The sequence below is a fragment of the Chromobacterium sp. genome, from assembly GCF_041912965.1.
Lineage (GTDB): Bacteria > Pseudomonadota > Gammaproteobacteria > Burkholderiales > Chromobacteriaceae > Chromobacterium > Chromobacterium aquaticum.
The window spans coordinates 25580-38634 of sequence record NZ_JAYSGF010000014.1 but is presented as its reverse complement, the minus strand read 5'-3'; the positions used below and the strand labels follow the sequence as shown (position 1 = coordinate 38634).

At 64.3% G+C, this 13055-nt stretch carries 7 protein-coding genes and 2 riboswitches; of the genes, 2 read left to right on the top strand and 5 right to left on the bottom strand.

From position 1 onward, the window contains the following. Positions 1-57: 57 nt before the first annotated feature. Positions 58-1641 (bottom strand): ABC transporter substrate-binding protein, encoded by a 1584-nt coding sequence (locus tag ACE3QM_RS09725; protein WP_374421551.1) that lies wholly within the window; start codon positions 1639-1641, stop codon positions 58-60. A gap of 265 nt (positions 1642-1906) precedes the next feature. On the opposite strand from ACE3QM_RS09725, the gene ACE3QM_RS09720 reads away from it, so the two are divergent. Beyond that, entirely contained in the window at positions 1907-2605 is a 699-nt protein-coding gene (locus tag ACE3QM_RS09720; RefSeq protein ID WP_374421550.1) for a substrate-binding periplasmic protein, read from the top strand. Here ACE3QM_RS09720 and ACE3QM_RS09715 read toward each other — a convergent pair whose 3' ends face one another. The 4 genes from ACE3QM_RS09715 to gcvT all read right to left on the bottom strand — a co-directional run bounded on the left by ACE3QM_RS09715 (position 2606) and on the right by gcvT (position 10722). After that, positions 2606-5986, bottom strand: a complete 3381-nt coding sequence (locus ACE3QM_RS09715) for an EAL domain-containing protein (RefSeq protein WP_374421549.1) — start codon at positions 5984-5986, stop codon at positions 2606-2608. A 214-nt stretch (positions 5987-6200) separates the two neighbouring features. Then, positions 6201-9053, bottom strand: a complete 2853-nt coding sequence (gene gcvP / locus ACE3QM_RS09710) for an aminomethyl-transferring glycine dehydrogenase (RefSeq protein WP_374421548.1) — start codon at positions 9051-9053, stop codon at positions 6201-6203. Between the two features lie 124 nt (positions 9054-9177). Further along, positions 9178-9564, bottom strand: a complete 387-nt coding sequence (gene gcvH, locus ACE3QM_RS09705) for a glycine cleavage system protein GcvH (protein ID WP_048410540.1) — start codon at positions 9562-9564, stop codon at positions 9178-9180. 69 nt (positions 9565-9633) lie between these two features. After that, positions 9634-10722, bottom strand: coding sequence for a glycine cleavage system aminomethyltransferase GcvT (gene gcvT, locus ACE3QM_RS09700; RefSeq protein ID WP_048410539.1), 1089 nt, complete (start codon positions 10720-10722; stop codon positions 9634-9636). Between the two features lie 41 nt (positions 10723-10763). Beyond that, a riboswitch (glycine riboswitch) is annotated at positions 10764-10861 on the bottom strand. Between the two features lie 14 nt (positions 10862-10875). Next, positions 10876-10966, bottom strand: a riboswitch (glycine riboswitch). 244 nt (positions 10967-11210) lie between these two features. Between gcvT and ACE3QM_RS09695 the strand changes: the two genes are divergently transcribed. Beyond that, positions 11211-12893, top strand: a complete 1683-nt coding sequence (locus ACE3QM_RS09695; RefSeq protein ID WP_374421547.1) for a dihydroxyacetone kinase family protein — start codon at positions 11211-11213, stop codon at positions 12891-12893. The last annotated feature ends 162 nt before the right edge of the window (positions 12894-13055 follow it).

The following is a 13055-nucleotide window of genomic DNA, read 5'->3' as shown; positions in this document are numbered from 1 at the left end:
AACGCGCCTAAGCTGACAAAAACTGACGGCCCGCCGCCATGACGGGCCCGCAACGTATCAGTTCAAATGCGCGCGACCAAAATCCACCCGGCCAAACGGGCTAACCGCGTAGCCGCTCAAACTCTTGCTCGCCAGCGCATAAGCGGTGGGATGCGCCAGCGGCAGCCACAGCGCCTGCTCCTGGATCAGCTTCTGCGCCGCCAGATACAATTTGGCGCGTTGCGCGAAATCGCTGCTTTTCTTGCCATCGCTGATCAGCTTGTCCAGCTTGGCATCGCAATAACGCGCGAAATTGGTACCGGACTGCACCGCGGAGCAGGAAAACTGCGGGGTCAGGAAATTGTCCGGATCGCCGTTGTCGCCGGCCCAGCCCATGAACAATAGCTCATGTTCGCCGGCCTTCGCGCGCTTGATCAGTTCGCCCCACTCAATCACCTTGATCTGCACCTTGACGCCGATCTTGGCCAGATCGGACTGCAACAATTCGGCGCCGGCCTTGGGATTGGGGTTCAGCGTGCTGCCGCTGGGGCGCACCCATACCGTGGTTTCGAAGCCATCGGGGTAGCCTGCCTGGGCCAGCAGCTTCTTGGCGCGCGCCGGGTCGTAGGCATAAGGCTTCTCGCCCTTGTTATAGCTCCAGGTATTGGGCGGATACGGCAAGTCCGCCGCGATGGCGGTGTTGTCGAACACCGTTTTCAGATAGCTGCTCTTGTCGAAGGCCAGATTGAACGCCTGGCGCACCAGCGGGCTGTTCAACGGTTTTTTCTGGCTATTGAAGGCGACGAAGGCGGTCATGAAGGCCGGGGTCTGCAATACCTGCAATTTGGAATCCGCCTTGGCCGCCAGCACGTCCTGCGGCTTGGGCGACAAGGCCAGCTGACATTCGCCGGCTCTCAGCTTCTGCGCCCGCACCGCGGCGTCCGGCGTGATCGCGTAGATCAGCGCGCCGACCCTGGGCTTGGCGCCCCAATAGCCGGCATTCGGCGCATAGCGCACCACCGCGTCCTTCTGGAAGCCGCGGAACACGAAGGGGCCGGTGCCTATCGGCTTGCTGTTCAAATCCGCCTGGCGGCCGGCCGCCAGCAGCTGGCCGGCGTACTCCGCGGAATAGATGGACGCGAAGCCCATGGTCAGGCTGGACAGGAAGGTGGCTTCCGGGTAGTTGAGCTCGAAGCGCACGGTACTGGCGTCAACCTTCTGCACCGCCTTGATCAATTTGGGAAACTGCATGGCCTGCGCGTGCGGGTAGCCATTCGGCGCGGTCTTGTACCAGGCATGGCCGGGATTCAGCATGCGCTCGAAGGTGAATACCACATCGTCGGCGTTCAGCTTGCGGCCGGGCTTGAAATAATCGGTGGCGTGAAATGCCACGTTCGGACGCAGTTTGAACGTGTAACTGAGGCCGTCGTCGCTGACTTGCCAGCTTGCGGCCAATCCCGGCACCACTTTACGGCCGATGGCGTCGTATTCCACCAGCCGGTTCATCAACACGTCCGCCGAGGCGTTGGTGGTGACCAGGGAATTGTATTGCACCACGTCGAAGCCTTCCGGATTGGCGTCGGTGCATACCGTCAATGGGCGGGCGGCCAGCGCCAGGGTAGGCGCCAAGCACAGCGCCAGCAGCATCATTTGCTTGTTCATCACTATTTCCTTATCTAACAACCATTGCCTCTGCGGAATCTGCAAGGAAGGTTAAGCGAATAAGCGAAAAAAACAAACCATCGATTATGCATATTCATATTCACGGCGCGGCCAAGGAAGGAATTTGAGCCCGGCGCAAATTGCCGCTACAGTCAAAGCGGACAGCCAGAACACGAAGCGCACCGCCATGACACGTCGCCACTGCCTGCTAAACCTGTTTATCGCTTGCCTCGTCGCCATGCCATTGCGGGCGGCGCCTGGCCCTATGCTGGAAATCCTGACCGAGGACGACCCGCCGCTGACCTTCGAGCAGGACGGCAAGCCGGGCGGCCTGGTGGTCGAAGTGGTGCAAGGCATACAACGCCGCGTCGGCAACCACGACCCCATCGCGGTGGTGCCATGGGCGCGCGGCTACCGCCAGGCGCAGCAGCAGCCGAATACCGTGCTGTTCAACACCAATCGCACGCCGGAGCGAGAGCGCCTGTTCAAATGGGTGGGCCCGGTGACCGAAACCCTGGGTTGTCTGTTTGTGCGGCGCGACAGCAATATCAAGTTGCAAACGCTGGACGACGCCCGCAAGCTGCCGCAGATCATGGTGGTGCGCGACTGGTATCTGCAACAGCTGCTGGCCGCGCAGAATTTTTCCAATCTAAGCACCGTGGCCACGCCGGACCAATTGCTGACCATGCTGATGCGCAAGCGCGCCGATGTCATCGTCAGCGAGAACACCACCCTGCCCCACCAACTCAGACAACAGGGTTTCGATCCCGCCCAGGTGCGCAAGGCGCTGACCTTTTCCCATACTTACGGCTATATCGCTTTTTCGCGCCAGACGCCGGACGCGGTGGTCAAGGCCTGGCAGCAGGCGCTGGACGAGATGAAGCGAGACGGCAGCTTTGCCGCGCTGTACCGGCGCTGGCTGCCGGGCGAGCCGGTGCCCGGCCTCAGTCCGGCAGCGCCCTGATCACTCGAAACGGCCGCGCCACCACGCCACCAGTTGCGCCGGCGGCAGCGACGGCGAGTACAGATAGCCTTGGCCGCTGTGACAGCCACGCGCCAGCAGCAGTTCATGCTGGGATTCGGTCTCCACTCCCTCGGCCAGCACTTGCAGGCCCAGGCTTTCCGCCATCGACACGATGGCGGCCACCATGGCCAGATCGCGCTCGTCGCTATCCAGCCGCATGATGAAGCTGCGGTCTATCTTCAACTCATCGATGGGCAAGCGCTTCAGATAGGACAGCGAAGAGAAGCCGGTGCCAAAGTCGTCGACACTGACATGAAAGCCCATGCGCTTGAGCGCCGGCAGCGTCTTCATCGCGCTGTCCACATCCATCAGCGTGCCCTCGGTGATTTCCAGGCATAGCTGTTCCGGTCCCGCGCCGCACTCCGCGATGATGGCGCTAAGCCGCGCCACCGAGTCCGGCAGACAGAAAAAACGCGCCGACAGATTGACGCTGATGCGCCAGGGCGGCAAGCCGCTGTTGCGCCAGGCCACGACTTGGCGGCAGACGCTGCGGAATACGTATTCGTCGATATCGATGATCAGGCCGGTTTTCTCGGCAATGCCGATGAAATGGGCCGGCGACTGCTTGCGGCCCTCGAACTCCCAGCGCAGCAATGCCTCCACCCCCAGCATGTCCTGACCGCGCAAGGTCAGCTGCGGCTGGTACTCCAGCCGCAGTTCGCCGCGCTGCAGCGCCTGCCGCAGCCCGGTTTCGGTCTGCAACCGCTGCCGCACTCCGTCCGCCATATCGGCTGCGAAGAAACAAAAGCCGTTCTTGCCGCCATACTTGGCCCGGTACATCGCCATATCGGCGTAGCGCATCAAGCCTTCCGGGGAGTCCGCGTCGGCCGGATAGCTGCTGATGCCGATGCTGGCGGACAGGAAGTAGCGATGGTCGCCTTCCTGATACGGCGCCGACAAGGTTTCCAGCACCCGCTCGGCCAGGCCAGCGGCGGTGGCGTCGTCGACCTCTTCGGCCAGCACCACGAACTCGTCGCCACCGATGCGGAACAGCGGATCGCCGCCGCGCATGCAGGCGCGCAAGCGCTCGGCGACGATGCGCAGCAATTGGTCGCCGACCTCGTGCCCCAGGTTGTCGTTGATGAAACGGAAATCGTCCAGATCCACCAGCAACAGGTAGAGTCGGCGCTGCAAGCGCTGATGGCGCGCCAGGCTCAGATGCAGGCGCTCATTCAATTGCACCCGATTCGGCAACTGGGTCAGGCTGTCGTGCTTGGCCAGAAACTCGATATTGAGCTGCGTGCGTTTGAGCGCGGAAATGTCGCGGGCAAAACCCATCGCGCGCCGCGGGCTGCCGTCGGCGTCCCGCCACAGGCTGGCGCTGACCTGTACCCAGGCATGACCGCCGTCCGGCAAGGACACCCGGAACTGACATTCGTGATGGTTCTCGCCCTGGCGCGCCGGCAACGCCAGCCAGCGCTGGCGCAACTCCTCCAGATCTTCGGGATGGATCTGCCGCAGCAAATTGTCCAGGCAGCCATGACGGTAGTCGTCCGCCTCCCCGAACATCCTCCCCACCGGCCCTTCCTCCTGCAGCGCGCCATCGTCCAGGTCCAGCTCCCAGGCGATCTGCTCCGCCGCGTACAACGCCTGCTTCAAGCGCAGCGCCGAACGGCGGCGCTCGCCAATCAGCCGCCCCACCCGCGCCAGCAGTTCGCCCACCGAGAACGGCTTGTACAAGAACTCCTGCACGCTGCTTTGCAGCATCTGCAGCCGCAAGGCATCGTCAGCGCGCGCCGACAACATCACCACCGGAATATCCTCGGTCTGCCAGTTGCCGCGCAGCGCGGCCACCAGCGCTTCGCCGCCCATGCCCGGCATCATCAGATCGCTGATGATCAAGTCCGGCTGCTCGCTCAGCGCCAGTTGCATCCCCCTTCTTCCTTCCGGCGCGGTCAGCACCCGGTAATGCCGTCCCAAGGCGCCGGCGATGAAGGCGCTCATATCGACATTGTCCTCCACCAGCAATACCAGCGGCTGCGCGCCGTTGTCCGGCAGCGGCAGCACCGCGCTTTGCGGCGTGCCGCTCAGGGGCAGCACGCCGCCGGCCAGCAGATCGTCCAGCTTCAGATCCTCCGGCGCCACCTCCACCCCCGCCGGCGCCGTCAAGGGCAGTTCCAGGCGGAACAAGGCGCCACCGCCCTCCGCGGCGTTCAAGCGCACTTCGCCGTGATGCAGCTCGACAAACTCCTTAACGATGGCGAGGCCAAGACCGGTGCCGCCGTGGCGGCTGTAATCGCCGTCCTCCACCTGCACGAAACGCTCGAACACCTTGTCGCGCATCTCGGCCGGCACGCCGGGGCCGGTATCCTGCACCGTGATCCACGCTTGCTGCCGCCTCGGTTCTAGCGCAATGCGGATTCGGCCGCCGTCCGGCGTGAATTTGAACGCATTGGACAGCAGGTTCAGCAGCACGCGCTGCAGCTTGATCGCGTCCGCCTGCGCCGGCAGCACCGCCGGCGCCTCTACTTGGTAAACGATGTCGCGATCGCTGGCCAGGGAGTCGAAATAAGAAGCGACATGGCGCACCAGTTCGGCCAGGTTCAGTTGCACATAGCGCAGCCGCAGCTCCCCGGCATCCAGCTTGGCCACGTCGAGCAAGTCGTTGACCTGCTGTAGCAGCAAGCGCGCCTGACGCTGGATCAGCGATAGATTGGGAGTGTCGCCCGGTTCCGCCTGCCCGGACAGAAAGCGTTCGACCTGGCCCAGGATCAGCGTCAGCGGCGTACGCAATTCGTGGCTGACATTGGCGAAAAAGCGGGTTTTCATCTGGTCCAGCTCACGCATCTGCTGATTCAGCCGGGCCAGCTCGCTATTGGACTCCTTCAGATTGGTGTTGGCTCGGGCGATCAGCGCATGCTGATTCACCATTTCAGCCTCCAGCGCCGCAGCATTGTTCTGCAGCTCTTCTCCCGCCAGCTCCGCCTGCGCTTGCAGGCCGCGCAGCCGCACAAACTCGCTGACATCCTGCACGCTGTGCATGATGCAGGCCACGCTGCCGTCGGCACGCTTCACCGGCCAGTTCGTCGGGCTCCAATAACGCTCTTCAAAACTGCCGTCCTCCCTGGGAATATCGTATTTCTGCATTGCCATGCTGTCTTCCTGCCCGGTCGCCAACACGCGTTGCAGGGAAATGCGCAGATTGCGCGAACCTTCGCCTTCCGGTTCGTCGGGGTTGACCGGGAAGATATCGAACAGATTGCGCCCAAGAATGGACTCGCGCCGGGTCAACGTCGTCTGCAGATAGACGTCGCTGGCGGCTAGCACGTTGAAATCGACGTCCAGCACCAAATACAAGCTGGGCGCCTGTTCGAACAGCATCTGAAAATCCGGGGCGGCAATCGCAGCCTGCGCATTCAACGCCAACGCAGCCTCATTTTGATCGGTTTCGCGGAGCACGGGCAGCGACGCTGCCATCATATCGCTCCATTAAATATGATAGCCGTATATCCGCTCAACTCCAGCGCTGGCTCCATACCGCAACGCGCAAAAAAACCCCGGCCATGGCCGGGGTTGCGCGTAAGGGCTGTGCTGATCAGGCGTAGCTGTCAGTCGACGGGCAGCTGCACACCAGATTACGGTCGCCATAAACGTCATCGATGCGATTGACGCTGGGCCAGAACTTGTTTTCCAGCACATAGGGCAGCGGGAACAGGCCGGTTTCACGGCTATACGGACGCTCCCAGTCGCCGGCGATATCGGCCTTGCTGTGCGGCGCATTGCACAGCGGATTATTGTCCGCCGGCCACGCGCCATTCTGCACTTGCTCGATTTCCTGACGGATGGCCGCCATCGCCGCGATGAAGCGGTCCAGTTCCGCCTTGGGCTCGGACTCGGTCGGCTCTATCATCAGCGTGCCCGGCACCGGGAAGCTCATCGTCGGCGCGTGGAAACCGTAGTCCATCAATCGCTTGGCCACGTCCACCTCGGTCACGCCGCTGGCGGCCTTGAGCGGGCGCAGATCGATGATGCATTCGTGAGCGACGCGGCCATTGGCGCCGGTGTACAGCACCGGGAAATGCTCGGACAGCCTGGTCGCCACGTAGTTGGCGGACAGCAAGGCATTCTCGGTGGCCTGCTTCATGCCTTCCGCGCCCATCATCGCGATGTACATATAGGAGATCGGCAGGATGGAAGCGGAGCCGAACGGCGCGGCCGATACCGCGGTCTGGCCCGGCTGGGCGGTGGGCACCGACGCCACCACGTGGTTGGCGATGAACGGAGCCAGGTGCGCTTTCAGACCGATCGGCCCCATGCCCGGACCGCCGCCGCCATGCGGGATGCAGAAGGTCTTGTGCAGGTTCATGTGCGACACGTCGGCGCCGATGTCGGCCGGACGGCACAGGCCCACCTGGGCGTTGAGGTTGGCGCCGTCCATATACACCTGGCCGCCGTGCTGATGGATGATCTCGCAGATTTCACGGATAGGCTGCTCGAACACGCCATGGGTGGACGGGTAGGTGATCATCAGCGCCGCCAGCTGTGCCGAATGCTGCTCGGCCTTGGCCTTCAGGTCGGCGACATCGACGTTGCCGGCCTCGTCGCAATCCACCACCACCACCTGCATATTCATCATCTGCGCGGTGGCCGGATTGGTGCCGTGGGCTGAGCGCGGAATCAGGCAGATATTGCGCTGGCTGTCGCCGCGCGACTCATGATAACGGCTGATCGCCAGCAGGCCGGCGTATTCGCCCTGGGCGCCGGAGTTGGGCTGCATCGAAATGATGTCGAAACCGGTGATCGCGCGCAGCTGCGTTTCCAGGCCGGCGATCATTTCCAGATAACCCACCGTCTGTTCGCGCGGCGCGAACGGATGCATATTGGCGAATTCCGGCCAGGTGATCGGGATCATCTCGCTGGTGGCGTTCAGCTTCATGGTGCAGCTGCCCAGCGAGATCATCGAGTGATTCATCGCCAGGTCGCGGCTTTCCAGCTTCTTCATATAGCGCAGCATCTCGTGCTCGCTATGGTGGGTGTTGAACACTGGGTGGCTCATGAAGGCGGATTCGCGCTTCAGCCCGGCCGGGATCGCATCGGCCGCGGCGGCGTCGAGCGCGGCGATATCGGCGCTCTTGCCGGTGAACAGCTCGATCAGGCGAGCCAGGTCGGCCTCGCTGGCCGCCTCGTGGAAGGCGACGCCCAGCACATTGCCGCCGGCGCGGCGCAGATTGTAGCCGGCGGCCAGCGCCGCCTGATACACGGCATCGGCCTTGGGCAGTTCAACCTGCACCGTGTCGAAGAAGCGGTCGAACACCAGCTTGCCGCCGGCGGTCTTGACCGCGTGCGCGAAGATGGCTGCCAAGCGGTGGATGCGGGCGGCGATGCGCTTGACGCCCTCCGGACCGTGGTACACCGCATACATGCCGGCGATATTGGCCAGCAGCACCTGGCTGGTGCAGATATTGGAGTTGGCCTTCTCGCGGCGGATATGCTGCTCTCGAGTCTGCAGCGCCATGCGCAGCGCGGTCTTGCCCTTGGCGTCCACCGACACGCCGATGATGCGGCCCGGCGCCGAGCGCTTCATCTCGTCCTTGAACGCGAAGTAGGCGGCGTGCGGGCCGCCGAAGCCCATGGGCACGCCAAAACGCTGGGTATTGCCGATGGCCACGTCCGCCCCCATCTCGCCCGGCGATTTCAACGCCACCAGCGCCATGATGTCGGCTGCCACCACCGCCACCGCGCCCTTGGCCTTGACCGCGGCGATATGCGGGGTCAGATCGATAAGATCGCCGGCTTCGCCCGGATATTGGAACAGCGCGCCGAAGTATTCACCGTTGCCGGCCTCCTCCGGATGGCCCAGCACCAGCTCGAAACCGAAGTACTTGGCGCGAGTCCGCATCACATCCAGGGTTTGCGGCAGCACCCGGCTGTCGACGAAGAACTGGCCGGACTTGGCCTTGGACACGCGGCGCGCCATCGCCATCGCCTCGGCGGCGGCAGTGGCCTCGTCCAGCAAGGAGGCGTTGGCCAGCTCCAGGCCGGTCAGGTCTATCACCATTTGCTGGAAGTTCAGCAGCGCTTCCAGGCGCCCCTGGGCGATCTCGGCCTGGTACGGGGTGTAAGCGGTGTACCAGCCCGGGTTTTCCAGCAGATTGCGCAGGATCACCGTCGGGGTCAGCACCGGGTAATAGCCCTGGCCGATGAAGGATTTGTTGACCACGTTCTTGGCGGCGACGGCCTTCAACGCGGCCAGCGCCTCGGCTTCCGGCATCGGATCCGGCAGTTCCAGCTTGCGGTTCAGACGAATGTCGGCCGGCAGCGTCTGCGCCACCAGTTCGTCGATGGACGCGACGCCGACCACGGCCATCATCTCGCTGCGTTCGGCGTCGGACGGACCGATGTGGCGGGCGATGAATTCCTTGCGATTGAAAAGTTCGGAGAGCGACATAAATCAAGCCTTTTGTCTTGGCCGCGCGCACCGCGCCTGAATGGCGCGGCGGCAACGGGACGCAAGCGGTGAAACCATGAAAAAACCCCGCGTCGCGCGGCGACTGCGGGGCTTGCTGCGGCTATCAGGCGCCGATTTCCTTGGAGTAGGCCGCTGCATCCATCAGCGCGTCCAGATCCGCCGGATTGGCCGGCTTGATCTTGAAGAACCAGCCGGCGCCGTAAGGCTCGCTATTGGCCAGTTCCGGTTCGGCTTCCAGCTCTTCGTTGATGGCCAGCACCTCGCCGGCAACCGGACAGTAGATATCGGAAGCGGCCTTCACCGATTCCACCACGCCGGCCTGCTCTTCCTTGGCGAGCTTGGCGCCCACTTTCGGCAGTTCGACGAAAACGATGTCGCCCAGCAGTTCTTGCGCGTGCTCGGTAATGCCCACGGTCACGGAGCCGTCGGCTTCCAGACGCAGCCATTCGTGGCTTTCAACATATTTGAGTTCGGCGGGGATATTGCTCATGAGTGTCTCCAATCAAATCCGTGTCAACGATATTCGTCGGCCGCTGCGCGGCCAGCCCGGCCTGTCGGCTCAGGCGAAAACTTTCTTGCCATTGCGCACGAACGGCATTTTGACGACGCGCACCTCGGTCAGCGTGCCGCGCAGGTCCACCAGCGCCTTGTCGCCGATGCCGGCCGGCACCCGCGCGATGGCGATCGAATGCTTGAGGGTGGGCGAGAAAGTGCCGCTGGTGATCACGCCTTCACCGACGCCTTCCACCACCACTTTCAGGCCTTCGCGCAACACGCCGCGCCCCTCCAGCACCAGGCCGACCTGCTTGCTCTGCACGCCGGCCGCCTTCTGCGCTTCCAGCGCCTTGCGGCCGATGAAGTCGCGCTCGGCCGGCTCCCAGGCGATGGTCCAAGCCATGCCGGCTTCCAGCGGAGAAACGGTTTCATCCATATCGTGGCCGTAGAGATTCATGCCGGCCTCCAGGCGCAGGGTGTCGCGCGCGCCCAGGCCTATCGGCGCCACGCCGGCGGCTTGCAGTTGCTGGAAGAAGGCCGCGGCTTCGTCACCTGGCAGCATCACTTCCAGGCCGTCTTCGCCGGTGTAGCCGGTGCGGGCATAGAACCAGTCGCCGACGGGCTGACCCTGGAACGGTTTCAAAGCTTGGATGACGGCGGCCAGCTCGGGCTTGACCGCGCAGACCTTGGCGATCGCCTGCGGGCCTTGCACCGCCAGGATGGCCAGGTCGCGACGCGGCTTGATCTCTACATTGAAGTCGCCCTTGTGGCGCGCCATCCAGGCCAGATCCTTGTCGGTGGTACCGGCGTTGATCACCATGCGGTAACCATAGGAGGTCAGGTAGACGATCAGGTCGTCGACCACGGTGCCTTCGGGAGTGAGCATGCCGGAATACAGAGCCTTGCCCTCGAAGCCGAGCTTGGCCACATCGTTGGCGATCAAGCGCTGCAGCCAGGCCTTGGCGTCCGGGCCGCTGATGTCCAGCACCGTCATGTGGGACACGTCGAACATGCCGGCGTCGCTGCGCACGATCTCGTGCTCTTTGAGCTGGGAGCCGTAGTGAATGGGCATTTCCCAGCCGGCGAAGTCGACGATCTTGGCGCCAGCGGCGACATGGGCATCAAATAGGGGGGTGCGTTTCAGGGCCGTCATCGGTGCATCCTTAGCAAAAGCGTGTAGTGTTGCTCTATTCCCTACACCCCTCTGTCCCTGCACCTGAGATTTTCCGGCCTTGCGGCCGTTAGCCCCTTCGGTGGGCATCCGTTGGATGCCGCTCTCCAGATTCGGCAAGCTGGCTGCGGCCAGCTCGATGATGCAGTCCTTTTGCCTGAGCGATTGCGGGTGCGCTTGCGCCTTCGGCGGTGGCGCGGCGGCCACTCTCTCCTGCATGACGTGCCAGATTATGGTTGCTGTGCCAGGGCTTGGCAAGCCGTGTTTATCTTCAGCTTAAACAAGGACTTGAAATGTTCTTAATCGCAAAACACTGAACATCAATAGCTTCGTTTAATACCGATTTCGAACATATTATTTTCATTATTGATCACAAAATCGACAGCGCCACCATGAAACTCACGCAGGACGTAAGATGACATCCATCTTATCGAACCAACACCGCTACCCGGAATGGAAAGGAAACCACGATGCGAAAACTGATCAACGACCCACGTCAGGTGGCGCGGGAAATGCTGGAAGGCCTGGCCGACACTCTGCCCGGCCTGGCGCTGCTGGAGGAAGAAAACGTGCTGCTGCGGGCGGACTTCCCGATCGGCGGCCTGCGCGACAAGGTGGCGCTCATTTCCGGCGGCGGCAGCGGCCATGAGCCGGCTCACGCCGGCTATATCGGCCACGGCATGCTGGACGCCGCCGCGGTGGGCGATGTGTTCACCTCGCCCAGCGTCGACACCGTGCTGGCGGCGATCCGCGCCGTCGCCGGCCCCAAGGGCGTGCTGCTGATCATCAAGAACTACACCGGCGATCGGCTCAACTTCGGCCTGGCGGCGGAGCTGGCCCGCGCCGAGGGCATCGCGGTGGACAGCGTGGTGGTGGCCGATGACGTGGCGCTGCGCGACACGGTGGAACCGGCGCGCCGACGCGGCATCGCCGGCACGGTGCTGGTGCACAAGATCGCCGGCGCGGCGGCGGCGGCCGGCGCCGATCTGGCCGAGGTCGCCGCCGCCGCGCGGCAGGCGGCGGAACAGGTGGCCACCATGGGCGTGGGCCTGGGCGCCTGCACCGTGCCGGCCACCGGCCGCCCCGGCTTTCAACTGGACAGCGGAGAGGCGGAACTGGGCCTGGGCATACACGGCGAGGCCGGCGTGCGGCGCGTGGCGACGCCATCGGCCGCCGATTTGTGCGCAACCTTGCTGGACGCCATCCTGCAAGACCGCGGCTGGCTCCCGGGACAGCGGGTGGCGCTGCTGGTCAACGGCCTGGGCGGCACGCCGCCGATGGAGCTCGCCATCGTCGCCCGCGCGGCGCTGGCTCATCTGCGTCTGCGCGGCCTCCTGGTGGAGCGCGCTTGGAGCGGCAACTTCATGACCGCGCTGGAAATGCCTGGCTGCTCGCTATCGCTGCTGGCGCTGGATGATCAGCGTTTGAGCTGGCTGGACCAAGCCACCCTGGCGCCGGCCTGGCCCGGCGCCGGCCGCATCCCTGCGCAACGCCAGCTGCGCGCGACGGCAGCCAGCGCCGCCGAAGCACCGCCGCAAGGGCCAGCCCTGCCCGGCTTGCGCCGCGCCGCCTTGGCCGCCGCCGCCGCGCTGGATGCCGCCGAACCCCTGCTCACCGAACTGGATGCGGCCTGCGGCGATGGCGACCTGGGCATCAGCATGCAACGCGGCGCCGCGTCGATCCGCGCCTTGCCCGACGCGGCCTGGAGCGCGCCCGACATCGCCTTGCGCGCGGTGGGCCAGGCCTTGCGCCAGGCGATAGCCGGTAGTTCCGGTCCGTTCTACTCCACGGCCTTGCTGCGCGCGGCGCGACGACTGGAAACGGTGCCGGCGCCCGGAGCACGCGACTGGGCCGCGGCCTTCAAGGACGGCGTTGCCGCCATCGCGGAACTGGGCGGCGCGCAAGTGGGCGACCGCACCATGCTGGACGCCTTGTCGCCAGCCGCCGATGCGTTCAGCACCGCTCTGGAGGCCGGCCATCCCCCCGCCGAGGCCTGGCGCGCGGCGCTGGAGGCGGCTGAGCATGGCTGCGCCGCCACCGCCGCGATGCGGCCGCGCCTGGGCCGCGCCAGTTACCTGGGCGAGCGGACGCTGGGCGTGCCCGATGCCGGCGCCAGCGCCGCGCTGGTCTGGCTGAAAGTCTTGGCCGGCTAAGAAGCCGGTTCAAAGTCTCGCGAGCAAGAGCGAGACAAGGCGAAAACGAGCGACAAAGCGGAACGTACAAACGGTAATGAGTGTTTTCAACGCCGTATCGCCGACGCGCAGCAGATCCTAAGTCCGATGCGGACCGCCGCGCTCTCCTGGGCGCGGCGGCCC